General features: G+C 64.3%; 22 protein-coding genes. 12 read left to right on the forward strand and 10 right to left on the reverse strand.

Features of this window, described 5'->3' with window-relative positions:
- The first annotated feature begins 94 nt into the window (after positions 1–94).
- Complete coding sequence (locus tag ASD45_RS16065) at positions 95–1531, forward strand: homospermidine synthase (protein WP_056912402.1); 1437 nt, start codon at positions 95–97, stop codon at positions 1529–1531.
- Between the two features lie 33 nt (positions 1532–1564).
- On the opposite strand, the gene ASD45_RS16070 is transcribed toward ASD45_RS16065, so the two are convergent.
- Positions 1565–2461 carry a LysR family transcriptional regulator gene (locus ASD45_RS16070; RefSeq protein WP_056912403.1) on the reverse strand — a complete coding sequence of 299 codons (897 nt, stop codon included), beginning with the start codon at positions 2459–2461 and terminating at the stop codon, positions 1565–1567.
- Between the two features lie 115 nt (positions 2462–2576).
- On the opposite strand from ASD45_RS16070, the gene ASD45_RS16075 reads away from it, so the two are divergent.
- A complete protein-coding gene (locus tag ASD45_RS16075) occupies positions 2577–3311 on the forward strand; it encodes an SDR family oxidoreductase (RefSeq protein WP_056912404.1) in 735 nt (244 codons plus the stop codon).
- Positions 3312–3471: 160 nt separating this feature from the next.
- Here the strand turns inward: ASD45_RS16075 and ASD45_RS16080 are convergent, their stop codons facing one another.
- The 4 genes from ASD45_RS16080 to ASD45_RS16095 form a co-directional block, all read right to left on the reverse strand.
- Complete coding sequence (locus tag ASD45_RS16080) at positions 3472–4482, reverse strand: hypothetical protein (protein WP_056912405.1); 1011 nt, start codon at positions 4480–4482, stop codon at positions 3472–3474.
- Between the two features lie 12 nt (positions 4483–4494).
- Complete coding sequence (locus ASD45_RS16085; RefSeq protein WP_056912406.1) at positions 4495–5544, reverse strand: GTP-binding protein; 1050 nt, start codon at positions 5542–5544, stop codon at positions 4495–4497.
- Between the two features lie 128 nt (positions 5545–5672).
- Positions 5673–5942, reverse strand: a complete 270-nt coding sequence (locus ASD45_RS16090) for a hypothetical protein (RefSeq protein WP_056912407.1) — start codon at positions 5940–5942, stop codon at positions 5673–5675.
- 104 nt (positions 5943–6046) lie between these two features.
- A complete protein-coding gene (locus tag ASD45_RS16095) occupies positions 6047–6682 on the reverse strand; it encodes a L,D-transpeptidase (RefSeq protein ID WP_244485408.1) in 636 nt (211 codons plus the stop codon).
- A 453-nt stretch (positions 6683–7135) separates the two neighbouring features.
- On the opposite strand from ASD45_RS16095, the gene ASD45_RS23585 reads away from it, so the two are divergent.
- Positions 7136–7312, forward strand: coding sequence for a hypothetical protein (locus tag ASD45_RS23585; RefSeq protein ID WP_156380888.1), 177 nt, complete (start codon positions 7136–7138; stop codon positions 7310–7312).
- 25 nt (positions 7313–7337) lie between these two features.
- Here the strand turns inward: ASD45_RS23585 and ASD45_RS16100 are convergent, their stop codons facing one another.
- On the reverse strand, positions 7338–7556 hold the full coding sequence (locus tag ASD45_RS16100) for a hypothetical protein (protein ID WP_056912409.1): 219 nt from the start codon (positions 7554–7556) through the stop codon (positions 7338–7340).
- A 141-nt stretch (positions 7557–7697) separates the two neighbouring features.
- Here ASD45_RS16100 and ASD45_RS16105 point away from each other — a divergent pair, with 141 nt between their 5' ends.
- From ASD45_RS16105 to ASD45_RS16115, 3 genes are all read left to right on the forward strand, one after another.
- Complete coding sequence (locus tag ASD45_RS16105) at positions 7698–8579, forward strand: zinc ABC transporter substrate-binding protein (RefSeq protein WP_200949687.1); 882 nt, start codon at positions 7698–7700, stop codon at positions 8577–8579.
- A 152-nt stretch (positions 8580–8731) separates the two neighbouring features.
- The gene (locus ASD45_RS16110; protein WP_056912411.1) at positions 8732–9565 is read left to right on the forward strand and encodes an ABC transporter ATP-binding protein; all 834 of its coding nucleotides are present in this window, start codon (positions 8732–8734) and stop codon (positions 9563–9565) included.
- A 44-nt stretch (positions 9566–9609) separates the two neighbouring features.
- Positions 9610–10410 carry a metal ABC transporter permease gene (locus ASD45_RS16115; protein WP_056912412.1) on the forward strand — a complete coding sequence of 267 codons (801 nt, stop codon included), beginning with the start codon at positions 9610–9612 and terminating at the stop codon, positions 10408–10410.
- Between the two features lie 63 nt (positions 10411–10473).
- Here ASD45_RS16115 and ASD45_RS16120 read toward each other — a convergent pair whose 3' ends face one another.
- Both ASD45_RS16120 and ASD45_RS16125 read right to left on the reverse strand, forming a co-directional pair.
- A complete protein-coding gene (locus ASD45_RS16120; protein WP_056912413.1) occupies positions 10474–11439 on the reverse strand; it encodes a TAXI family TRAP transporter solute-binding subunit in 966 nt (321 codons plus the stop codon).
- A gap of 106 nt (positions 11440–11545) precedes the next feature.
- The gene (locus ASD45_RS16125) at positions 11546–13753 is read right to left on the reverse strand and encodes a TRAP transporter fused permease subunit (RefSeq protein WP_056912414.1); all 2208 of its coding nucleotides are present in this window, start codon (positions 13751–13753) and stop codon (positions 11546–11548) included.
- Positions 13754–13999: 246 nt separating this feature from the next.
- Between ASD45_RS16125 and ASD45_RS16130 the strand changes: the two genes are divergently transcribed.
- The 5 genes from ASD45_RS16130 to ASD45_RS16150 all read left to right on the forward strand — a co-directional run bounded on the left by ASD45_RS16130 (position 14000) and on the right by ASD45_RS16150 (position 20990).
- Entirely contained in the window at positions 14000–15838 is a 1839-nt protein-coding gene (locus ASD45_RS16130) for an ATP-binding protein (protein ID WP_162249443.1), read from the forward strand.
- Positions 15839–15840: 2 nt separating this feature from the next.
- A complete protein-coding gene (locus ASD45_RS16135; protein WP_056912416.1) occupies positions 15841–17196 on the forward strand; it encodes a sigma-54 dependent transcriptional regulator in 1356 nt (451 codons plus the stop codon).
- Positions 17197–17435: 239 nt separating this feature from the next.
- Complete coding sequence (locus tag ASD45_RS16140; RefSeq protein WP_056912417.1) at positions 17436–18359, forward strand: TAXI family TRAP transporter solute-binding subunit; 924 nt, start codon at positions 17436–17438, stop codon at positions 18357–18359.
- 124 nt (positions 18360–18483) lie between these two features.
- Positions 18484–20607: a TRAP transporter permease gene (locus ASD45_RS16145; RefSeq protein WP_082540881.1), complete on the forward strand. Its 2124-nt coding sequence runs from the start codon at positions 18484–18486 to the stop codon at positions 20605–20607.
- Complete coding sequence (locus ASD45_RS16150; RefSeq protein ID WP_056912418.1) at positions 20607–20990, forward strand: DUF1850 domain-containing protein; 384 nt, start codon at positions 20607–20609, stop codon at positions 20988–20990. The genes ASD45_RS16145 and ASD45_RS16150 overlap by 1 nt, the downstream gene beginning before the upstream one ends.
- On the opposite strand, the gene ASD45_RS16155 is transcribed toward ASD45_RS16150, so the two are convergent.
- A complete protein-coding gene (locus ASD45_RS16155; protein WP_156380890.1) occupies positions 20991–21506 on the reverse strand; it encodes a polymer-forming cytoskeletal protein in 516 nt (171 codons plus the stop codon).
- A gap of 134 nt (positions 21507–21640) precedes the next feature.
- Between ASD45_RS16155 and ASD45_RS16160 the strand changes: the two genes are divergently transcribed.
- Positions 21641–21940: a DUF6494 family protein gene (locus ASD45_RS16160; RefSeq protein ID WP_156380891.1), complete on the forward strand. Its 300-nt coding sequence runs from the start codon at positions 21641–21643 to the stop codon at positions 21938–21940.
- A gap of 83 nt (positions 21941–22023) precedes the next feature.
- On the opposite strand, the gene ASD45_RS16165 is transcribed toward ASD45_RS16160, so the two are convergent.
- Positions 22024–23637 (reverse strand): regulator, encoded by a 1614-nt coding sequence (locus ASD45_RS16165; protein WP_156380892.1) that lies wholly within the window; start codon positions 23635–23637, stop codon positions 22024–22026.
- Positions 23638–23649 lie beyond the last annotated feature (12 nt).

The following is a 23649-nucleotide window of genomic DNA, read 5'->3' on the forward strand; positions in this document are numbered from 1 at the left end:
AAATCGTGGACGCCGCGTGCTAATCACGCGGCGTCTCTTTCGTTCGTCACATGCGGCGGATATTCACTTTTCGAGGCTCCCGGAGGACTTGCACATGGCTGATTGGCCCATCTACGCCACCATCACCGGACCGATCGTCATGGTCGGCTTTGGCTCGATCGGCAAAGGCACGCTGCCGATGATCGAGCGGCACCTGAAGTTCGACAAGTCGCGCATGGTGGTGCTCGATCCCAAGGACGAGGGCCGCAAGGCGCTGTGCGAGAAGCACGGCGTGCGCTTCATCCTGCAGGGCCTGACCCGGGACAATTACCGCGACGTGCTGCGGCCCCTGCTGACCGCGGGCGGCGGCCAGGGCTTCTGCGTCAACCTGTCGGTCGATACCGGCTCGGTCGACATCATGGAGTTCTGCAACGAGATCGGCGCGCTCTACATCGACACCGTCAACGAACCGTGGCTCGGCTTCTATTTTGACGCATCGAAGGGACCGGAAGCGCGCTCGAACTACGCGCTGCGCGAAACCACGCTCGCCGCCAAGAAGGCGCGCAAGCCCGGCTCGACCACGGCGGTGTCGTGCTGCGGCGCCAATCCCGGCATGGTGTCGTTCTTCGCCAAGCAGGCGCTGCTCAATGTCGCCGCCGACCTCAAGCTCAACGTCCCCGAGCCGAAGACCAAGGCGGAATGGGCCGATCTGATGCGCCAGGCCGGCGTCAAGGGCATTCACATCGCCGAGCGCGACACGCAGCGCTCGAAGAAGCCGAAGCCGCCGGAAGTGTTCGTCAACACCTGGTCGGTTGAAGGCTTCCTGTCGGAAGGCATGCAGCCGGCCGAACTCGGCTGGGGCACCCATGAGAAGTGGATGCCGGCCAATGCGCACACCCACGACACCGGCTGCGGCGCGGCGATCTACCTGATGCAGCCGGGCGCCAACACGCGCGTGCGCACCTGGTGCCCGACGCGCGGCGCGCAATACGGCTTCCTGGTCACGCACAACGAGTCGATCTCGATCTCGGACTATTTCACCGCGCGTGACGCCTCGGGCAAGGTGACCTACCGGCCGACCTGTCACTACGCCTATCACCCGGCGGATGACGCCGTGCTGTCGCTGCACGAGTTGTTCGGCTCGGGCACCATGCAGACCAAGCATCACATCCTCGAGGAAGATGAAATCGTTGACGGCATCGACGAGCTCGGCGTGCTGCTCTACGGCCACGGCAAGAACGCCTACTGGTTCGGTTCGCAGCTCTCGATCGAGGAGACGCGCGCGCTGGCGCCCTACCAGAACGCCACCGCGCTGCAGGTGACCTCCGCGGTCATCGGCGGCATGGTGTGGGCGCTGGAACATCCGAACGAGGGCATCGTCGAAGCCGACGAAATGGACTTCCATCGCCTGCTCGAGATCCAGTTGCCCTATCTCGGACCGGTGAAGGGCTTTTACACCGACTGGACGCCGCTCACGGGGCGTCCGGGCCTGTTCCCGGAGGACATCGATACGTCCGATCCGTGGCAGTTTAGGAACGTGCTGGTCGGGTGAGTGCTTGCTGATCCCTCCCGTGAAAGGGAGGGATCACTTCACCGCCTCCGCGACGAACTCGGTGAAGGCCCTGACCCTGGCCGACTGCTGGCGGCGCGAGGGAAATTCAATATAGAGCGGAAAGCGCTCGCCATTCCATTCTGGAAACACGTCTACCAATCGCCCGTTGCGCAGGCCGAGCGCGGCGAATTCCAGCACCTGGGCGATGCCATGGCCCTGCTCGCACAAGGTCAACATGGTCTCAGCGTCGTTGAGCGTGAGCCGCCCCTTGACGGCAACCTTTTCGATGCGGCCTTTGCCGTGAAACTCCCAGGTGAAGGGACGACCGGTCGCGGCATCGACATAATAAATGCATTCATGCACCGCGAGATCGCGCGGATGCGCCGGCTTGCCGCGGCGCTTGAGGTAAGCAGGCGACGCGCAGGTCACAACCCGCGTATCGGTGAGGCGGCGCACGATATGCCCCGGCCGTGCCGGCTCGCCGAAACGCACCGCGGCGTCGAATCCGCCTACCACAAGATCGCCCGCCACATCCTGTGCATCGATCGACAGCGATAGCTCGGGATAACGCGCGAGGAAGGCGGGAAGCCGGCCCGCCAGCAGCATGCGCAGCGCCAGCGGATTGACGCTCACGCGCAGAGCGCCGCGAACCGAGGACGAAGCTCGGCCGACCTCGTTGACCGCATCGTCAAGCTCCGCGAACAACGGCGCGGCGCGTTCGAAGAAGCGGCGGCCTTCGTCGGTCAGTGTCACGGCGCGGGCATGACGCTCGAACAGGCGCACGCCGACGCGGCTTTCCAGTCGCGCCACCGCGCGCGACACGCCGGATTGCGTCATGCCGAGCGCGTTCGCAGCACCGACGAAACTGCCGGACTGAACGACGGCCGTGACCACGCCGACACCGCTTAACAACCGTCCGTCGAAGCTCATGACCGTCCTCTCCATGACAAAAAGTCATTCATGGAGTGACATTAATGCTCTGGAATCATGCTGTGTCCAGCCGCATTTTCCGGTCTTCAGCACGGCACCAGCCAGGACCCAAGTCATGACGAGCATCGTAAAATCACTGAACGGCAAAAAGATCGTCCTCCTCGGAGGAACCTCCGGCATCGGCCTCGCCACCGCTCAGGCAGCGGCCGCTGAAGGCGCACAGGTTATCGTTGCGTCAAGCCGGCAGGACAGCGTCGACCGCGCGCTCGAGGCGCTGCCGGCGGGCACGCAAGGCCACGCCGCCAATCTCACCGACGAGACCCAGGTGAAAGCGCTGTTCGATGGCATCGGTGACTTCGACCATCTGGTCTTCACTGCCGGCGAGACCCTCGCACTCGCCGAACTCGACAAGACGACGGTCGCCGACGCGCAAGGTTTCTTCAAACTGCGCTTCTGGGGCGCGTTCACCGCGGTGAAACACGCGAGCGCGCACATCCGCACCGGCGGCTCAATCGTGCTGACCACCGGCGTCGCCGGTTTGCGGCCGCATAAGGGCTGGTCGGTCGCCGCGAGCCTCTGCACCGCGATGGAAGGGCTCACCCGCGCGCTTGCCGTCGAACTGGCGCCGATCCGCGTCAACGCGGTATCGCCTGGCGTGATCAGGACGCCGCTGTGGGCCGGCATGACCGAGCAGGATCGCGAAGCGCTGTACCGTCATGTCGGCGCGTCGTTGCCGGTCGGCCGCGTCGGCGAGGCCGAGGACGTCGCACAGACTTATCTCTATCTGATGCGTAACGGCTTCGTCACCGGGCAGATCTCGATCGTCGATGGCGGCACGGTGCTGGTGTAGCCGGTCAAGGGCGGCCTGCGGGCCGCCCTTTTGATTTGGTCGCTTGATCAATCTGCGCTCGTCCCGCGGAAGCGAGGACCCAGACTAGGCTGCCTCTGGAAAAGAACTGGATTCTCGCCTTTGCGGGATGAGCGGAGCATGAAGCGAGGCTCCGCGACGCTTACAGCGTCAGCACTCTTGCATCACCCTGCTCGGTGCCGAAGGCGAGCACCTGACCACCCTGATCCCAGGCCAATGCGCTGACCGGCTGACCGTCCGCCTCACGCGCCATGATCAGCGCGCCGTCCTCCAGACGAACCATCAGCACCGTGCCGTCGGCAAAGCCGGCAGCGCAAACGGGCTGTTTCGGATGACAGGCGACACGCGTGCAGCGGGCCGGCGACTGCGCATACATCGTCGGCTGCTTGCCCATCGGGCCGTCCTTGCCGTCGAACGGCCACAGGATCAATTGCTCGGAGCCCGAGGTCGCGAGCAGGCCGCCATCATGCGACCATGACAGCGATCGCACCCGCGCCGAATAGCCGGACATGCGCATGTGCTTGGCATCGACAAGGCGCCAGCCGTGCAAAGTCGGCTCCTGCATCATGGTGACGAGGAAACGGCCGTCCGGGCTGAGGGTGACGCCGAGATGCGAGCCCTTCCATTCGAGCATTTCGGGCTTGGCACCGGCGGCATTGGGAAACCAGAGCGTCACGCCGTTGTAATGCGCAACAGCGACCCGGAAGCCTTTCGGAAAGAACGCCAGGCCGCCGACGGTCGAGGCCGCCTGATGCTCGCGTATCTCGCCCTTGGCCGTCCGCACGCGCGCGATCTTGCCGGTGGACCACGCCACCGCGCCGTCGGGTCCGAGCGCAACCTGATCGATCCAGCGCTTGCGCTCGTCAGTGGCGATGATTTCAGTCTTGCCGTCACGGTCGGTCGCGACCAGTTTGCCGTCGTCGCCACCGGTGACGATGCGCGACTGATCCGCCGCGCTCACCAGGATGCCGCCGTCATGCGCGACGACGCGCGTGCGTTTCTCGGCCGGCGCAAACAGCAGCGCTTCCTCGCCGAGCACGAAGACCGGCGTCTGCCGCAGGAAATGTACGCCGACGATGGTCGAGCCTTCGGCTTCGGAAACGATCCGCGCGCGGTCGGCGAGCGAGGGCAAGGGCGTGTTGAGGTCGGTCATGCTTGAAGAACGCTACGCCACGCAGCTCTCGAAGCCCTTGCGGATCTTCTCTTCCGGCAAATGGCGGCCGATGAAGACGGCGCGGCTGATGCGCTCCTCGCCGTCCTTCCATTTGCGCTGGTGATCGCCGTCCAGGATCATATGCACGCCCTGGAACACGAAGCGCTCGTCGTCGTCCTTGAACGACAGGATGCCCTTGCAGCGCAGGATATCCTTGCCCTCGGTCTGCACCAGCTCCTGAATCCACGGGAAGAACTTGTCGGGCGACAGCGGCTTGTCCGACGATACGGAAATGCTCTGCATGTCCTCGTCGTGATAGTGCTTCAGCCCGCCATGATGATGGTGGCCGGGGCCATGGTCGTGATCGTGATGATCGTGGTCGTGGTCATCGGCCTCGAGGAAGGCCGGCTCGATCTCGAGAATGCGGTCGAGGTCGAAGGCGTTGCGACCGAGCACGTCCTTGATGTCGACCTGGGCGCGCGTCGTGCGATGCAGCTTGGCGTAAGGATTGATGCCGCGGATGCGGGCCTCGACTTCCTCGAGCTCGGCGGGCGTCACAAGATCGGTCTTGTTGAGCACGATGACGTCGGCGAAGGCGATCTGGTTCTTGGCTTCCGGCGCGTCCTTGAGCCGGTCCTTGAGCCACTTGGCGTCGGCCACCGTCACGACGGCGTCGAGCCGGGTCTTGGCGCCGACATTCTCGTCCATGAAGAAGGTCTGCGCGACCGGCGCCGGATCGGCCAGGCCGGTCGTCTCGACGATGATGGCGTCGAACTTGCCCTTGCGGCGCATCAGGCCGTCGATGATGCGGACGAGATCGCCGCGCACCGTGCAGCAGATGCAGCCATTGTTCATCTCGAACACTTCCTCGTCGACGTCCACCACGAGGTCATTGTCGATGCCGATCTCGCCGAACTCATTGACGATGACGGCGTATTTCTGGCCGTGCGGCTCGGAGAGGATACGGTTGAGCAGCGTGGTCTTGCCTGCGCCCAGATAGCCGGTGAGCACGGTAACGGGAATTTTGCCGGCCGGATCGGCCGCGGAAGTGGCGTCGGTCATGAAATGAGCTCCTTGCGCCAGACATATAAGGCGTCCCCGCCGCCCGTGCAAAACCGCCGTTTTGCCCGCCCAAAACGCAAAAAAGGCCGCCCCGAGGGGCGGCCTTCCGATCTGATAGCCCAGATGTCTTAGCGGCAGCGCACGTAGTGACGGCGGCCGTAGCGATCGTGGTAATAGCAGCGGCCCGGACGGGTCGCATCCGCGATGATGCCGCCCGCGGCCGCACCGATCAGGCCGCCGGCAACCGCGCCGCCAACCGAATTCGAAGCCAGACCGCCGATCAGGGCACCAGTACCGCCGCCGATCAGCGCGCCACCGGCGACGCGATCCTGCCGCGCAGTTTCACAACCAGCCAGCGCCAGAGCCATGACGCTCACAACCAAGACCTTCTTGAGCATGTTCTATCTCCCGGGGTGTCGAATTGACGTACTAATCGTTACAGGCCGTAGGTAGCACATGGCCCGCCTTGTAATGCCCGAGAGGCCAGAAAGTTCCCGAAGATCTAACCCTGGACCACCTTGACCTGGGTACCGACCGGGACGCGGCTGTAGAGATCGAGAATGTCCTGATTGTACAGCCGGATGCAGCCGCTCGATACCGCCGTGCCGATAGTTTCCGGCTCGGTCGTGCCGTGCAGCCGGAAGTAGGTATCGTGGCCGTTGCGGTAGAGGTAAAGCGCACGCGGCCCGAGCGGATTATCGGGGCCGCCCGCCATGCCGCCGGCATAGGCGCGGTAGCGCGGAATGGCGTGCATCATGTTAGCCGTCGGCGTCCAGCGCGGCCATTGCTCCTTGCGACCGATCACGGCGCTGCCGCGGAAATTCAGGGCTTCGCTGCGACCGACGCCGACGCTGTAGCGAAGGGCCTTGCCGCCGGCTTCGACCAGATAGAGCCGGCGCTGCGGCACGTTAACGACAATGGTGCCCGGCTTCTCGTTGCCGTTCCAGGACACCTCGGTACGCGCCAGGCTGGGATCGATGTTTTCGACGGCTGCAATCGAATGTCCACCGTCGTTCACGCTGCCATAGTCGGCAGTCACGCAACCGGCCACAAACAATGGCAGGCCAATGGTAAATGCCCGCCGGCTGAGACGGGCGACGGTCGCGGAATCGGGAAGGTCCATTTTCGGTCTTTTCATTGTCCACTCGAAGCATTTTGCGGCATTTTGCGGACATCCGTCGCATATGCAACTGGCGGAAGACGAAACACACACGCTGTTGCCCTTGGGTGACAAGAATTATGCGGGCGATACGGCGCGAGCGACCGCGGCGGGCGGGCTTGGGCTTTACCACGCCGATTAACTACCAGACCAAGCCGCAACCGCGCCGTTCGCGCCGGGCTGGTAATCTGGCCGAAGCCCTAGGACAGATTAGTGATGCCGTTTGTCCGGGCGAGAGGCAGCCGGGTGGTCAAACATCCGGTTGCCTCGCTTGCTTTTGCGGCCCGCCGAGCGTCGCTCCGCGCCGTTTACATCAAGTTTCAGGGCAATTTTTCAGTTTTATTCACTCTTGCCGCCTAGGCTTTGTGGAACAACGCGTCATCACCACGCGCGCCGAGGCCCCGCGGCGTCGCGCAATTTTGGGTTCCGCCCATGTCGTTTACGGCTATCGAGAACTTCCTGCAGAACGCGCGGGCCCAGATCGGTCAGCGGGACATCAACGAGAGCATGTTGCGCGCCCTCACCGAGATGACCCGCGAGATCAAGCGGCTCGAAGACGAACTGCGACGCGTCCAGCGCGACGTCCGCGTCGGCCGGCGATTCGGCTGAGTCGTCTCCTTCTGGCCGGCTTTTCCTAGCGCTTGCGCAGCTCGTAGCGCGCCTCGGCGATATCCTGCACGACATCGCAGCCGCATTCCCGCGCAAAGGCGCGTAACGCCGAACGGGCGAAGGGATCCGGCTCCCCCGGCGGAAACAGCCCGGCGAACTGGCCATAGGTCAGATCGAAGACATGACCGATGGGCATGTCTTCGAGGTAGCTCTTCAACACCTCGCGGGTAAGCATCGCCGCCATCGGCATGGTCCTCTGCGCCCGAGCGAGCCACTCGGTAACGCCTGATAGCGCCGAATGCCGCCCGATCAAGCGCCGCCTCAGTCTTGCCAAAGGAAATGTTATAATGTTACATATCTGACCCACTCATTATGAGGAATGCCGATGAACGTCCGTTTCGCCGCCCTGCTCGCCGTTGTCGCCGCGCCCTTCATCAGCGCGCCGGCGCATGCCGCCGACGCCAGCATCCAGGTTGTCGCCGCCGAGAATTTCTATGGCGATATCGCCCGTGACATCGGCGGCGCGCATGTCGCTGTGATCAGCATCATGTCCAATCCGGACCAGGACCCGCATCTGTTCGAGACGACGCCCGGCGTGGTCAAGCAGATCGCGGACGCGCAGATCGTCATCCTCAACGGCAATAATTACGATCCGTGGATGCCGAAACTGATGCAGGCCGCGCCGCGGCCGAACCGCGTCGTCATTGATGCCGGGCAGATCGTCAACGCCAAGGCCGGCAGCAATCCGCATCTGTGGTACGCGCCGGCAACCATGCCGGCCGTCGCCAAGGCGATCGCCGCGGCTTTCAGCAAGTCAGACAGCGTGCACGCTGCCGATTACGCCGCCAATCTCGACAAGACCCTGGCCCAGCTCGCGCGCATCAGCCAGCGCGTCGGTCAGATCCGCGACAAACACAAGGGCAAGGCAGTCACCGCCACTGAACCGGTGTTCGGCCTGATGGCCGAGGCCGCCGGCCTCACCATGCGGAACGAGAAATTCCAGCTCGCGATGATGAACGACACCGAGCCGAGCGCCCGCGACATCGCCGCCTTCGAGGACGATCTCAAGAACCACAAGGTCAAGGCGATGATCTACAACAAGCAGGTCTCGGAGAAGCTGACCGAACGGCTGCTGGCGGTCGCCAAAAAGGCCAAGGTGCCCGTCATCGCCGTCACCGAGACCCAGCCGCAAGGCCTAACCTTCACCGAATGGATGCTCGGCGAACTCGATTCGCTGGACAAGGCGCTTGACGGCGCCAATTCGTGAGTCTTCCTTTCCAGGGAAAACATTAAATCGTCATGGCCGGGCATAGCCGTTCGAAGAACGCCTATGTCCCGGCCACCCGCGACTTCATAAAGCTGCTAGAAAGTCGTGGATGCCCGGCACAAGGCCTGGCGTGACCTCTAAAGCCACCGCGCATGAACAGCCCTGTCGTCGAGCTCACCCACGCCACCATCGCCGTCGGCAAGCGCGCCGTGCTGCGCGATGTCAGCTTCAGCATTCAGGCTGGCGATTTCGTCGGCGTGCTCGGCCCCAATGGCGCCGGCAAGACGACGGTGATGCGCGCGATCCTCGGTCTGCTGCCGCCAACCTCAGGTACCATCCGCGTGTTCGGCGAAGCGCCGAAGTTCGGCGCCTCGACCATCGGTTATCTGCCGCAGCTGCGCACGGTGCTGCCCGATCTGCGTGTCCGCGGCCTCGATTACATTGCCATCTCGCTGCACGGCGAACGCTGGGGCTTGCCATCGCTCGCCGCCGCCGACCGCCACGCCATCGAGGAAACGCTGGATGCCGTCGGCGCCAGCGATCTGGCGCGCCGGCCCTTGTCCGACATGTCAGGCGGTGAGCGCCAGCGGCTGCTGCTGGCGCAGGCGTTAATCGGCAAGCCCAAGCTTTTGCTGCTCGACGAACCGCTGATCAGTCTCGATGCCCGGCACCAGGAGGTCGTCATCGACGTCGTGCGCCGGATCGCGCGCGAGCGCGGGATTACCGTGTTGTTCTCGGCACACGAACTCAATCAGTTGCTCGGCGCCATCGACAAGGTGCTCTACCTTGGCAACGGTCACGCCGCACTCGGCACCGTCGATGAAGTGGTGACAGCGCCGGTTCTGTCGCGGCTTTACGGCACCGAGATCGAAGTGCTCCGAGCCGGCGGCCACATCTTCGTGATGTCGCGCGGCCGCGATGTCGAACGCGACGCGCACCAACATGACCATGATCACGGACACGACCATCATGGCCATGGGCATTGATCTTGCCTCACCTTCCACTCGCGGGTGAGGGTAAAGGACGACGCATGTTCCAGTACGAATTCATCACCAACGCTTTCATCGCCTCCGGCATCGTCGCTGTGGTGTCGGGTGTGACCGGCTATTTCCTGGTCATGCGCGGCCAGACTTTCGCCGGCCACGCGCTGTCGCACATCGGCTTTGCCGGCGCGACCGGCGCCGGGCTGATCGGCCTGTCGCCGCTGTGGGGCCTCGTGGGCTTCACGCTGATGGCCGGCATCGGCATGGGGCTGATGAGCGAGCGCATCTCGAACCGCGATGTCGCTATCGGCGTCGTGCTGGCGCTGTCGCTCGGCTTCGGCCTGTTGTTCCTGCACTACTACACGTCATTCGCGTCTCAGGCGACGGCGCTGCTGTTCGGCAACGTGCTGGCGGTGGACCGCGGGATGATTGCCGCGCTCGGCGTGCTCGGCGCCGTCGTCGTCGTCGGCCTCGGCGTGATCATGCGGCCGTTGATCTTCGCGACGCTGCAGCCGGAACTGGCCGAAGCCAAAGGCGTGCCGATGCGCTTCATCTCCACCGCCTTCCTGGCCATCGTGGCGCTGGCGGTCGCCGCCTGCGCGCAGATCGTCGGCGTGCTGATGGTGTTCACGCTGATGGTCGGACCGGGCGCCACGGCGCAGCGCCTCACCGGCGGACTGTGGAGCGGCCTTGCGGCCGCTGCCCTGCTCGCGCTCGCCGAAGCCTGGCTGGGCATCGCCATTGCGTTCGAGACCGACTGGCCGGTGAGCTTCTGCATCGCCGTACTCAGCGCCATCGGCTATTTCGCCGCCATGATGGTACCGGCGACGGCCCGTCACGCGCATTGAGAAAGCAAACGGCCCCGCCGAAGCGGGGCCGACCTGTCCACCATCACGCCCGGCTTTCGGGCGCTACATCTTGGCGCCGCGCTCCTTGAAGAACTTCACCGCGCCCGGATGCCACGGAACCGGCGAGTTGTCCTTGATCTGGTTCTCGACCGAGAAGCTGGCGGCTTCCTTGTGGACCGCCACCAGATCCGCCTTCTTGTCCACGATCAGCTTGACGATATTGTAGGCATCCTGCTCCGACATCTTGTCGCCGGTGACGAGGATGTTCCAGACGGCGGAGGCCTTGTTCGGCTTGTCCTGGTTCGGATAGGTGCCGGCCTTGATGTCCGTCGCCGCGTAAAGGTTGTTGTACTTCTCGTTCATCTTCTTCACGACGTCCGAGTGATCGATCAGCTTGATCTTGACGCCGGGCGTAGCGCCGAGATCGGTCACCGCCGCCGTCGGCAGGCCGCCGACCCAGAAGAACGCATCGATCTTGTGGTCCTTGATGGCATTGACCGATTCCGCGACGCCGAGGCGCTCGCGCTTCATGTCCTTATCCTTGTCCAGACCGCCGGCCTCGATGACACGAAACGCCATGACTTCGGTCGCGCTGCCGGGCGAGCCGGTGGAGACGCGCTTGCCCTTAAGATCCGCGATCGTGTTGACGCCGGTGCCCTCGATCGTCACGACGTGCATGACGTTCGGATAGAGCACCATCAGGGTCTGCAAGCCGACCTTGTTGCCCTTGAATTTGTCGACGCCGCTGAAGGCGTCAAGCGCCGCGTCGGCCATCGAGAAGCCGATCTCGCTTTGGCCCGAGCCGATGAGCTTGAGGTTGTCGACCGAGCCGCCGGTGACCTCGGCGGTCGCCTGCGTGTTCGGCATATTCTTCGACAGGAGATTCGCGAGGCCGCCGCCGATCGGATAATACACGCCGCCGGTACCGCCGGTGCCGATGGCGATGGTGCGCTGCTGTGCCGCCGCGCCGCCGATTGAAAGCGTCACGGCCGCCGCGGCTGCCAGTACGCCGACGAAAAGTTTATTCATTGTTGTCGCCTCCCATTGCTGATTTTTAAATCCGGCCGGGTAGCTCCCGGCTTCTCGCCAATATTGTGCCGTCTCGAACCGGCGAATCCAACGCCTTTCTAAGGCGTCACGCCGACGCAGCCGAAGGCCGCGGCCGTTGCCACTGCCAGAGCAGCAGCGCCGCACCGAGCACGAGCCCGAACGGCGCCGGATGCGGAATATCGAGCCCTGTGATCAGTTCCAGCAGCGCCTCGAGCAGGCTGGGGAAGACCAGGAGCAGGCCCGAGATCAGGAACAGAAAGCGCTCGACGGGTGTGGTGTGACGCAGCGCCCAGCTTTGCGCAGCAACCGACAGCGCGCCGAGACCAGCGGCGGTGATAGCGGTGATCCAGACGACGTCGAGCCACGAGCCGCCCTTCGGAATGTTCATCAGGAGACCAATACCAAGCGGATCCAGCACGAAGACGAACGGCACGAGGAAGGCGGGCAGCGTGTATTTCCAGGCCTGCAGCGTGGTCTTGTACGGGTCGCCGCCGGTGATGGCGGCCGCGGCGAAGGGCGACAGCGCCGTCGGCGGCGATACTTCCGAAAGCACCGCGTAATAGAAGATGAACATATGCGCGGCGTAGTCCGGTACGCCGAGCTTGATCAGCGCCGGCGCGGCGATGACGGCGCAAATGATGTAGGACGCCGTCACCGGCACGGCGAGGCCGATGATCCAGACGACCAGCGACGTGTAGATCGCCGTCATCAGCAGGCTGCCGCCGGCCATGTCGATCACGATCGACGAGAACTTGAGGCCGAGGCCGGTCAGCGTGACGACGCCGACGATGATGCCGGCCGCGGCGCAGGTGGTTGCAGCGCTGAGCACCCCGATCGAGCCATCGGCCAGCGCCGAAGTCAGCTTCGCTGAACCCGGCACCTTCTCGCGGCCCTTCGTCGTGAGGCCGGCATAGGCGATGGTACCGATGATGATCAGGAGCAGCATCGGGAAATAGGTCTGCAGCGCGCCGCCGAAGGCCGACTGCGACAGCCCTGGAATGCCGAGCACCACGGCGACGACGAGGCTCGCAGCGAGCAGCCCCAGCAAAAGGCGGCGCGGACCGAGCGCCGTCTCCGGCGCCAGCGCGCTCATGGTGAAGGCCAGCACGGTTGAATAGAACACCGCGAGCATCGGCGAAAAGCCGACGATCATGAAGACCACCACCGCGACCAGCGAGACGAAGTGGAAGCCGTAGCGACGCGTCATCTCGCCGATGGTCATGTCCTGCTTGAACACGACCTCGCGCGCACCGAAGCGCAGCGCGTCGAGCTCGACCATGAAGACGAGTGACAGGTAATAAAGACATGTCGGGATGGTCGCCATCCAGATGACGTCGAGATAGCCGATCTTGAGAAATTCGGCGATCAGGAACGCCGCTGCGCCCAGCACCGGCGGCGAGATGATGGCGCCGAGACCGCCGGCGGCGAGCAGCCCGCCCGCGGCGTTGGCCTCGAAGCCGGCCTTCTTCAGCATCGGCCAAGCGACGGTGCCGATCATGACCGTGGTCGCGACGCCGGAGCCCGACGGACCGCCGAGCAGGAACGACGAGGCGACCACGGCGCGCCCGGCGCTCGACGGCTTGCCGCCCATGACCGCGAGGGAGAAGTCGATGAAGAACTTTCCGGCGCCGGAATGCTGGAGGATGGCGCCGTAGATCGTGAACATGATGATCAGCGACGCCGACACATCGACCGCGACGCCGAAGATACCTTCCAGCGTGATGAACAGATGGCCGACCAGGCGCGCGATATCGAAGCCGCGATGCGTCCACGGCGGCGGCAGATGCGGACCGAGCATTGCATAGGCGATGAACAGGATCGCCACGATCGGCATGATCGGGCCGGTGGTGCGACGCGCGGCCTCGAGCACGAGCACGATGAAGATCGCGCCCATGACGACATCCATGCGGTCGGGGACCGTGGCGCGATCGGTGAAGTCCTCACCGCCCCACAGGGCGTAGAGGATGATGACAATGCCGGCGAGCGCCGGGATGACGTCGAACCACTGCAGGCGATTGCGGAAACGATCCGCCATCGGAAACAGCATGAAACTCAGGAGCAGCACGAAGGCGACGTGGATGTAGCGCAGCGGTTGTGTGGGGACGATGTCGTAGGCCGCGTAGAGATGAAACAGCGTCATCGCGATCGCGATGCCGATCACGGCGGTGCCGACCCAGCCGGTCAGGCGGTTGCCCGCGCCCTCTTCCTGCTGCACATATTCTTCGGCCTTGCGCAGGCGCTCAGCAGAGATGCCGTCGTCGGCTATGGCGGCAGATTCCTGATCCGCGGTCATCGTCCCCCCAATTCTTACTTTCATTCGAACGGCCGGGCTTTGCGCCTTCGATCCGATCGCGGGGTCGGTCGCGACGACCCCATACCGGCCATATCACGTTTGTCGCCCCGGCAAAATCTCCGTTGCCATTGCAACGCAAAAGGGCCGAACGACCGGCCGCGGCCTGGAAGCGGTTCCGAACGGATAACCCTCGCGCTTGTCTTGGCCGCCACCTTCACGCACATTGCCAGCCGTGGAGTATTGCGCGTGAAAGCCCCCTCAAAATCCATCCTGTCCTGGTGCGCCGCCCTGTTGGTCATCGCCGCCGTCGGCGTCTCCGGCTTTGCCGTTTATGATCGCAGCGGCCGGACCGATGCCAAGGCAACCGGTGATGAGCGCATCGGACTCTATGCCTCGACACTGGATCAGGTGGTCGAACGGTTCCGAACACTGCCGTTCGTCCTCGCCAACGACGAGAGCATTCACAAACTGCTCGAAGCGCCCGCCGATCGCGCGCTCATCGATCGCGTCAATCGCTCGCTGGCCGCGCTGGCAACGGCAGCCGGGGCCGATGCCCTTTATGTGATGGATAGCTCGGGTCTCACGCTGGCGGCGAGCAACTACGATCAGCCGAAGAGCTTCGTCGGCGAGAACTACAACTTCCGCCCTTATTTCCGCGACGCCGTGGAGCACGGCCGCGGCCAGTTCTTCGCCATCGGCGTCACCACCGGCGAGCCGGGTTATTTCCTGTCGCGGCCGGTGTGGCGCGAGGGCAAACTGCTTGGCGTAGCGGTGGTGAAGATCTCGCTCGAAGGTCTGGAAGCAGACTGGCGTTCGGCCGGGGGAAATATCGCGCTCGCCGACAACCGCGGCGTCCTGTTTCTCGCCAGCCCACCGAACTGGAAATACCGTCCCATTCGACCGCTGAACGAAGCCGAGCGCACGGATATCAGGCGTTCGATGCAATATTCCGGCATCTCGCTCGAAGGCTGGCCGCTGCTCAAGCACCGGCAGTCGCCGGATAACGGGGACGTCGTCAATATCTCGATGGAAGACGGCGACCTGCACAGTTTCCTCGTGACCCGTTCCGATCTTCAGGGCTACGGATGGACGCTCTACTCCTTCACCGATCTCGCGCCGATCCGCCGCGCCGCCGTTCTCGCCGGTGCGGCCTCGGCGCTGACGGCGGCGGTGTTGCTGCTGCTGTTCCTGTGGTGGCGCGGCCGCCAGGCTACCCTGCGCGTCAAGCTCGACGCCCACGACATGCTCGAACAGCGCGTCACCGAGCGTACCCAGGAACTCGTACGCGCCAACGACAGCCTGAGCCGCGAGATCGAAGAACGCCGCCGCGCCGAGGACGCGCTCAAGCGCGCGCAGGACGAACTGGTGCAAGCGAGTAAGCTCGCCGCGCTCGGGCAAATGTCAGCGGCGCTGGCGCACGAAATCAACCAGCCGCTTGCCGCGCTCAAGACGACGCTGGCCAGCGCCAAACTGCTGATCCGCAACGGCGCGACCGAACGTGCCGCCGCAACCGTGGCGACGATCGACGATCTGGTCGCGCGCATGGGCGAACTGACGCAGCACCTGCGCACTTTTGCGCGCAAGGATTTCGGCGAGATGGAGCCGATCGATATTACGGTCGTCGTGCAACGCGCCCTGGCGTTGGCGAATGCCCGGCTCGGCGCCGAAGGCGTGCGCACCGTGATCGACATGCCGGCAGGCGGCGTCACCGTTACCGGCAACGCGACACGACTCGAACAGGTGCTGCTCAATCTCCTCAGCAATGCCGCCGATGCGGTCTCGAGCGAACCGGAACGCATCATCGCCCTGTCGGTGCTGCAGAATGGAGGAGAGGTGCTGCTCAGCGTCGCCGATTCCGGCCCGGGCATCGCGCCGGACCATATGGCCTCGGTGTTCGATCCGTTCTTCACGACCAAGCAGGTCGGCAAGGGCCTCGGGCTGGGACTGTCGATCTCTTACGCCATCATCGACGATCACGGCGGGCGCCTGCGCGTGCGTAACCGGACAGATGGCGGCGCCGAATTCTCGTTCGTCCTGCCGGTGGCGCAGTCCGCCGCGCCGGCCGCCACCGCGATCGGGGCGTGACGATGGCGTGCCGTGTCCTGTTCGTCGATGACGACGCCGCGTTGCGCAACTCGACCGTGCAATGGCTGCAACTCTCCGGCTTCGACGTCGCCGCCGCCGAGAACGCCGAGGCTGCCTTCAGCATCGCCTCAGCTTCCCCGCCCGACATTGTCATCAGCGACGTGCGAATGCCGGGCTCCGACGGCCTCACGGTGCTGCGGCATTTCACCGATGCCGATCCGACCCTTCCGGTCATTCTGGTGACCGGTCATGGCGACGTCCCGCTCGCCGTCGAGGCGATGCGCCTCGGCGCCTACGACTTCCTGCAGAAGCCGTTCGAGCCCGAGCATCTGGTCGAGGTCATTCGTAAGGCGGATGACAAGCGGCGGCTGATGCGCGAGGTCATCCGGCTGCGCTCGCTGCTCGGCGGCGATGAGAATCTCGCCGGCCGGCTGATCGGATCGAGCGCGCAGGCCGTGGCCCTGCGCCAAAAGATTGCGGCGCTCGCCAGCGTCGATTGCGACGTCATCGTCATGGGCGAAACCGGGACCGGCAAGGAAGTCGTGGCGCGGGCATTGCACGATTTATCCCGGCGAGCGTCCGGCCCCTATGTCGCCATCAACTGTGCCGCGATCCCGGCCGATATGTTCGAGAGCGAATTGTTCGGGCATGAGGCCGGCGCCTTCACCGGCGCTCGCGGCGTGCGTGTCGGCCGCCTCGAATATGCCAATGGCGGAACCTTGCTGCTCGATGAGATCGAGAGCATGCCGCTGCCGCTGCAGGCGAAGGTGTTGCGCGCGGTGCAGGAGCGTCAGATCGAACGCCTCGGTTCCAACCAGTCGATCCCGCTCAATCTGCGCATCGTCGCCGCCACCAAGGAAGACCTCAAGGCGGCGAGCGAGGCCGGCCGCTTCCGCAAGGACCTCTACTACCGCCTGCATGTGGGCGAGGTGGTGCTGCCGCCCTTGCGCGAGCGCAGCGAGGACATCCCTCTCCTGTTCCTGCATTTCGCCAGCGAAGCCGCGCATCGTCACGGCCGCGAATTGCGGCCGCTCGACAAGGATAATATTGCTGCGCTGCTGCGCCACGATTGGCCGGGCAATGTGCGTGAATTACGAACCGCGGCCGAACGCTTCGCCATAGGGCTGGAGACGCCGGCAGAGCGGCTCGCTTTGCCCGCCATCGGCACGACGGAGGCCTGGCTGCCGGCGCAGATCGCGGCTTTCGAACGCGAGATGATCGCTGCGGCGATCCGCCAGCACGACGGCGACATGGCCAGCGCGGCGAAGGCTCTCGGCATCCCGCGCCGTACGCTCAACGAAAAGATGAATCGGCTCGGAATTGGCCGCCGCGACATCACGCAACAGGCGAGCGGCTAATTCCGGCAAGATTCCGCCGAGCCAGAGGCGCCTATCGGCAAGATTTTGCCGAGCCCAGGCTGGCATCCGCGCGACTGTGAACTAACCTCTTGAACCTGCGGGGCGATAGTGCACAGAGTGCGCGCATTCGCTGCTGGCACGGATCTTGTTAGCGTCCAGGCGCAAGCCGTAAAGGCAAATTGAAAAATTGAGGAAACCAGGAGGATCGATCGATGATTTCCACTCGACGTTTTTGCGCTATGGCTCTCGTCGGCGCGATGGTCGCGCTGCCGCTTAAGGCCAACGCCGACCAATTCATCAATATTCTGACCGGTGGCACAGGCGGCGTGTATTACCCGCTCGGCGTCGCGATGTCGAAAATCTATGCCGAGAAGATCAAGGATTCGAAGCCGACGGTGCAATCGACCAAGGCCTCGGTCGAGAACCTCAACCTGATCCAGCAGGGCAAGGGCGAAATCGCCTTCACGCTCGGCGACTCGCTCGCCGATGCCTGGAAGGGTAACGCCGAAGTCGGCTTCAAGTCGAAGCTCGACAAGCTGCGCACCGTCGCCGCGATCTATCCGAATTACATCCAGATCGCCGCGCTGAAGGACTCCGGCATCAAGACGCTCGCCGACCTCAAGGGCAAGCGCCTGTCGGTCGGCGCGCCGAAGTCGGGCACCGAGCTCAACGCCCGCGCCATCCTCGACGGCGCCGGCATGAGCTACAAGGACCTCGGCAAGGTCGAATATCTGCCGTTCAACGAATCCGTCGAACTGATGAAGAACCGTCAGCTCGATGCGACGCTGATCTCGGCCGGCCTCGGCGTCTCGGCGATCCGCGACCTGTGCGCGTCGGTCGAATGCGTCATCGTCGAGATCCCGAAGGCGGTGGTTGACAAGATCGGCACGCCCTACCAGTCGGTAACCATCCCCGGCGGCACCTATCCGGGCAACGACAAGGACGTGAACGCGGCCGCCGTGCAGAATTATCTGGTGACCAGCTCCGCGCTGTCCGACGATCTGGTTTATCAGATGACCAAGGACCTGTTCGACAGCCTGCCGTCGCTGCAGGCGGCGCACGCCGCGGCCAAGGACATCAAGATCGACGCCGCGGGGAAGAACCCGCCGGTGCCGCTGCACCCGGGTGCTGCCAAGTTCTACAAGGAAAAGGGCGCGCTGTAAGGCGCGCTTCGGGCGGTGCGAAGGCGTAACGCCTTCGCACCGTTTCTCTATTCATTTCCTCATCCCACGGCGCGGACCGGCCGCGCCGCGGAATGATGAAATTACATTGCCACAGGATTGATCCATGACCGACGTCGACGTCGCCGCCGTGCAGCCAGGGACACCCATCCCCGGCCAGACCAAAGCCGAAGCCCAGCTCGAAAAAGGCTGGGGCACCAGTTTCGAAGGACGCACGCTGTTCTGGATCGCTGTGGCGTTCTCGACCTTTCAGATCGTGACCGCGATGTTCTCGCCGCTGCCGAGTCAAATCGTACGCTCGGTGCACGTCGGCTTTCTGATGATTGTGGTGTTCGGCGTCACTTCTACGCTGACGGACAAGCGTCTGGCCAAGGTGGCTTATTGGGCGCTCGGCATCGCCGGCTTCGTGCTCGGCCTTTATCACTGGGTATTCTACGAAGATCTCATCACCCGAGCGGGCGACCCGAGCACGCTCGACATCACGGTCGGCGTTCTCGTCGTGGTCCTCGTGTTCGAGGCCGGCCGCCGCATGATGGGGCCGATCCTGCCGATCATCTGCGCCATCTTCGTCTGCTACGGCCTGTTCGGCCAATACCTTCCGAGCCCGCTGAACACCCGCGGTTACGACTTCTCACAGGTGGTCGATCAGATGTTCGGCGGCACCGAAGGCATCTACGGCACGCCGATCTACGTCTCCTCCACCTACATCTTCCTCTTCATCCTGTTCGGCGCCTTCCTCGAGCGCGCCGGCATGATCAGCCTGTTCAATGACGTATCGATGGGCCTGGTCGGTCACCGGCGCGGCGGCCCCGCCAAGGTGGCGGTGATCTCGTCCGGCCTGATGGGCACCATCAACGGCTCCGGCATCGCCAATGTCGTTACCGTCGGCCAGTTCACCATTCCGTTGATGAAGCGCTTCGGCTATCCGGCCTATTTCGCCGGCGCCGTCGAAGCGACCTCGTCGATGGGCGGTCAGATCATGCCGCCGGTGATGGGCGCGGTCGCCTTCATCATGGCGGAAACCATCAACGTGCCCTACTCGGCGGTGTGTATCGCCGCGATCGTTCCGGCCGTGCTGTATTACTATTCGGCGTTCTGGGCCGTGCATCTGGAAGCGGGCAAACGCGGTCTCGTCGGCCTGAAGAAGGACCAGATCCCGAGCCCGATCGCGGCGCTGCGCAAGAACTGGTATCTCCTGATGCCGCTCGTCGCCTTGGTGGTGCTGCTGTTCGCCGGCTATACGCCGCTGTTCGCCGGCACCGTCGGCCTCGGCCTCACCGTGATGGTGATCTTCAGTCACCCGATCGTCGCCGCCATCCCGGCGCCGCTGCTGCGCATTGTCTTCTGGATCGCGCTCGGCCTGTCGGCGGCGCTGTTCTTCGAATTCGGCATCTGGCTGCTGATCTCGATGGTGGTGGCGCTGATGGCCGTCACCGTCTTCGTCAAGGGCGGACGCGAGACGCTGACCATCGCGCTGAACTCGCTCGCCGACGGCGCCCGTCACGCGCTGCCGGTCGGCGTCGCCTGCGCGCTGGTTGGTACCATCATCGGCACACTGACCTTGACCGGCGCCGCCACCAATTTCGTCCGTGTCATCGTCACGGTCGGCGAGAGTTCGATCTTCCTGTCGCTTTGCCTCACGGCATTGACGTCGCTGATCCTTGGCATGGGCATCCCGACGATCCCGAACTACATCATCACGTCGTCGATCGCGGCGCCGGCGCTGCTGCATCTCGGCGTGCCGCTGATCGTGTCGCACATGTTCGTGTTCTACTTCGGCATCATGGCGGACCTGACGCCGCCGGTGGCGCTCGCCGCCTTTGCGGCCGCGTCAATCGCCAAGGAGAGCGGATTCAAGATCGGCTGGACCGCGGTAAAGATCGCGCTGCCCGGCTGGATCGTGCCGTTCATGGCGGTGTACTCGCCGGCGCTGATGCTGCAGCCGGTCGGCAACCGCGTCGCCGAATGGGGCTTCATCGCCGCGGCAGCCTATATGGTGCTGAAGGCCGTGATCGCCGTGACGTTGTGGGGCGTGACTGCGATCGGCTATTTCTTTGCACCGGTCGGCTGGATCGCGCGGCTCATCGCATTCGGTTCGGCCGTCCTGTTGGTGCTGGAATATCCGTACACCGACCCGATCGGCTTCGTCTGCTGCGCCGCGTTCTTCGCCTACCAGTTCTGGCAGCATCGCGGGCGGCAGACGGCCGCCGGCGTGAAAGCCGCAGGGTGATGGAGTTCTGCCTTCTAGCGGCAGGCGCCACCGTGCGGCTCGGCACGATGGCGCTGACGCTGGCCTGGACCCACTCGATCGAGAAAATCCGCTGGGAAGAAGACTATCGCGCGACGCCAGCCGGCGTCGTGCTGCTCGAGGATCGCATCCAGGGCACGGGCGCGGGCATGGAGCCGCCGTCCGATGCCAAGTTCGACGGCAAATGGTGGCGCTACAATCCGCACGTCGCGCCGCTGCCGCAGGTCATCCTGCGGCGTTCCGGCATGACGGTCGGCGATTGGCAGGTCTGTATCGGCGGCGCAAATGGCCAGACCTGCAAACCGATGGGCGACTATCTGCCCGATCCCAAAGCCGATCCGGTGACGCTGACGACCTGCCCGTGATCAGGCCAGCACGTCGTGATCGACGTCGGCCGGCAGATCGGCGAACTGCTGGGGCACCAGATCGAGCGGTTCGTCGACCGGCGGCAGCGCCGCTGCCGCCTGGCCGTTGGTTTCGGCCGCGCTCGGCGCATCCACCGCCCGTTCCAGACGGCGCGACGAGCCCTCGAACACGACATTCGACTCGATGCTCAGCGACTTGTTGTAGACCTCGCCCTGCACCAGCGCATCGCCCTGCAGCTTCACGGTGTTGGCGTAGAGCGTGCCCTTGAAGGTGCCCTGCACCACCGCATCGTGCGCGGTGACGGTGCCTTCGACGTAGGCGCCCTGGCCGATGATGAGATGGACGGCGCGGATATCGCCGAGCACGCGGCCAAAGATCTGCACCGCGCCGGCGCAGACCACGTTGCCGGTGACCAGCATGCCGGAACCGAAGGTGGTGACGATATCGGGCTGCGCCCGGAGCGAGGAACCGAACCGCGGTTCGACGGCCGTGTTGTCCTTGGACATGAAACTCATGTCGGCACCCTCTGCATCGGCCGCAACGGCACAGCCGGCGGCATGGTTATAATTGGCCTGCAAAAGGTACCCCGCGGCGCGGCGACCGCCAGCACAACCTCCATTAATGACTAATTCGGCCGCGCATTAACTTAATGCGCCGCGTCAACTTGATTAATAACGGGCTGCACCGTTTAAATAGCGCCATGCCAAACAGCGCGTTGCAGAAACAAACATCGGCCGGCGCTTCGGTTCAGGACCAGGTCATCGAAGCCGCGGTCCGTCAGTTCATGCGGACGATGGATCACGCCGCGCGTCGCGAATTGGAAAAACACATTCGCAAGGCGATCGCCGACGGCCGGGTCAAGGCCGGCGACAGCCTCACCACCGGCATGGGCGTTTCGAGCCGCGCGCTCGACCTCGATGTCACCGTGTACGGGAAGATCGAGCTCTAGAAGCGCTGCTGAATTCGTCACGGGCAAGAAAAAGAGCCGCCGACCCGAGGGACGGCGGCTCAAGTTTGAGGCTTGCGGGAAATCTATTCGGCCGGCACGGCGTTCGGCATGCCTTTGGCCGGCAAGGCGATGGTGGCCGGCTGCCGCGACAGCGCGAACAGGAAGCCGGAGACGATCAGATAGGCCAGCGCCACCTGCGGCGTGACGCCGAAGCCGTGGCCGATACCGACCTGCTCGCCGTGCATGAAGCCGAAATAAGTCAGCACCGCGCCGGCCAGGGCAAAGCCGGCGGCGTTGGCAAATTTCTTCTCGATGACAAAGACGCCGATCGCGCCGAGCACCAGCCCGACCAGGATCGAGCCGCCGCCCATCAGCTCGAGGCCGTGCGCCAGCACGCCGTTCTGCGCCATCTTGCCGACGAACTCCGGGGCATGCTGCGCACCGAAATTCAGGCCGGCAGCGCCAAGCGCGCCTCCGAGCAGTGTCGTCGCCCAGGCGGCAAGATGCGGCGTCAGCGCCAGCGCAATGGCGGGCGCATGTTCGCGAGGCGTGGTCTGGAACGCCTGCGCGCAGATCAGCATGCCAATATACAAGAGGATCGGTGAGATCGCGACCACCGGGACGATCGCCAGCATCAGCGAGATGACGCCAAACCATGACAGCACGATCACCATCAGGCCCGTCGCCGCCGAATATCCGATGCGGCCGCCCATCGCCTTCCAGCCGGGATGGCCGATATAGACCGCGTTGATGAACGGATTGCCCATCAGGCAGCCGATGAGGCTGACGACGCCGTCGGCCGTCAGGACGCGCGTGGTCGGATAAGTATCGCCCGCGGCTTCCGCGCTTTCGACATTGTCCATCGCCTCGACCAGATCGTAGATGCCGTAGGGGATCGCGGTGACGAGGATGACGCCGAGATACTGGAAGCCGGAGAACACGTGATCGACCGCCGGCAGCGGCACCGAGAAGCCGAAGTTGGCGAATGCGGCCTTGACGCCGGCGACGTTGACGCCGCCGACGTCGAGGCCAAACAAGGTCGAGCCCCAGGCGATCGCCATGCCGACACCAATGGCGACGAGGCCGGCGGGAATGCCGCGCGGATAGCGATAGCCGCCGAACCAGCTCACCAGGATGATGGCAAAGCATGTCAGCCCGATCACCGGCGTCATGAACATCTCCAGCGCCGGTCGCATGGCGATGAAGGCGATTGAGACACCCGCCAGCGTGCCGAGCAGCGCCGCGCGCGGCGTGACCTTGCGGATGATCGGCGCGATGAAGCCGCCGATCATCAGGATGAAGCTCTGGAAGAACACCCAGACCAGGCCCGCCTCCCAGCCCTTGACGGGATCGCCGGTGGAAATCGCGATCGGCAGCATGATGACGAAAGTGACGATGAACATGTGCGGCACGGACACGCCCGAGGGCAGCGCGCAGACATCGGTGCGGCCAGTCTTCTTCGCCAGATTGTAGGCGAGGAACGCGTAATAGAGGGTCGACAGGCACATCATCAGGCCGAGCGCCGGCAGGATGCGGCCGAACACGATGGCGTCCGGCATCTTCAGGACGAAGCGCAACAGGCCGGTGAGCACCAGCATGTTGACGAGGATATTGGTGCCGAAGCCGAAGAAGGCGTTCCAGTCGCCCGGCGTCCATAACGTTGGCAGTCCCGCAGCTTTGCCCGTTGTCTTGATCATGACCCTACCATC

Source organism: Pseudolabrys sp. Root1462 (assembly GCF_001426945.1).
GTDB lineage: Bacteria > Pseudomonadota > Alphaproteobacteria > Rhizobiales > Xanthobacteraceae > Pseudolabrys.

Excerpts from the sequence above, each read along its gene's own strand:
- ASD45_RS16065 (WP_056912402.1), top strand. The coding sequence starts at position 95 with ATGGCTGATTGGCCCATCTACGCCACCATCACCGGACCGATCGTCATG.
- ASD45_RS16070 (WP_056912403.1), bottom strand. The coding sequence starts at position 2,461 with ATGAGCTTCGACGGACGGTTGTTAAGCGGTGTCGGCGTGGTCACGGCC.
- ASD45_RS16075 (WP_056912404.1), top strand. The coding sequence starts at position 2,577 with ATGACGAGCATCGTAAAATCACTGAACGGCAAAAAGATCGTCCTCCTC.
- ASD45_RS16080 (WP_056912405.1), bottom strand. The coding sequence starts at position 4,482 with ATGACCGACCTCAACACGCCCTTGCCCTCGCTCGCCGACCGCGCGCGG.
- ASD45_RS16085 (WP_056912406.1), bottom strand. The coding sequence starts at position 5,544 with ATGACCGACGCCACTTCCGCGGCCGATCCGGCCGGCAAAATTCCCGTT.
- ASD45_RS16090 (WP_056912407.1), bottom strand. The coding sequence starts at position 5,942 with ATGCTCAAGAAGGTCTTGGTTGTGAGCGTCATGGCTCTGGCGCTGGCT.
- ASD45_RS16095 (WP_244485408.1), bottom strand. The coding sequence starts at position 6,682 with ATGAAAAGACCGAAAATGGACCTTCCCGATTCCGCGACCGTCGCCCGT.
- ASD45_RS23585 (WP_156380888.1), top strand. The coding sequence starts at position 7,136 with ATGTCGTTTACGGCTATCGAGAACTTCCTGCAGAACGCGCGGGCCCAG.
- ASD45_RS16100 (WP_056912409.1), bottom strand. The coding sequence starts at position 7,556 with ATGGCGGCGATGCTTACCCGCGAGGTGTTGAAGAGCTACCTCGAAGAC.
- ASD45_RS16105 (WP_200949687.1), top strand. The coding sequence starts at position 7,698 with ATGAACGTCCGTTTCGCCGCCCTGCTCGCCGTTGTCGCCGCGCCCTTC.
- ASD45_RS16110 (WP_056912411.1), top strand. The coding sequence starts at position 8,732 with ATGAACAGCCCTGTCGTCGAGCTCACCCACGCCACCATCGCCGTCGGC.
- ASD45_RS16115 (WP_056912412.1), top strand. The coding sequence starts at position 9,610 with ATGTTCCAGTACGAATTCATCACCAACGCTTTCATCGCCTCCGGCATC.
- ASD45_RS16120 (WP_056912413.1), bottom strand. The coding sequence starts at position 11,439 with ATGAATAAACTTTTCGTCGGCGTACTGGCAGCCGCGGCGGCCGTGACG.
- ASD45_RS16125 (WP_056912414.1), bottom strand. The coding sequence starts at position 13,753 with ATGACCGCGGATCAGGAATCTGCCGCCATAGCCGACGACGGCATCTCT.
- ASD45_RS16135 (WP_056912416.1), top strand. The coding sequence starts at position 15,841 with ATGGCGTGCCGTGTCCTGTTCGTCGATGACGACGCCGCGTTGCGCAAC.
- ASD45_RS16140 (WP_056912417.1), top strand. The coding sequence starts at position 17,436 with ATGGCTCTCGTCGGCGCGATGGTCGCGCTGCCGCTTAAGGCCAACGCC.
- ASD45_RS16145 (WP_082540881.1), top strand. The coding sequence starts at position 18,484 with ATGACCGACGTCGACGTCGCCGCCGTGCAGCCAGGGACACCCATCCCC.
- ASD45_RS16150 (WP_056912418.1), top strand. The coding sequence starts at position 20,607 with ATGGAGTTCTGCCTTCTAGCGGCAGGCGCCACCGTGCGGCTCGGCACG.
- ASD45_RS16155 (WP_156380890.1), bottom strand. The coding sequence starts at position 21,506 with ATGAGTTTCATGTCCAAGGACAACACGGCCGTCGAACCGCGGTTCGGT.
- ASD45_RS16160 (WP_156380891.1), top strand. The coding sequence starts at position 21,641 with ATGCGCCGCGTCAACTTGATTAATAACGGGCTGCACCGTTTAAATAGC.
- ASD45_RS16165 (WP_156380892.1), bottom strand. The coding sequence starts at position 23,637 with ATGATCAAGACAACGGGCAAAGCTGCGGGACTGCCAACGTTATGGACG.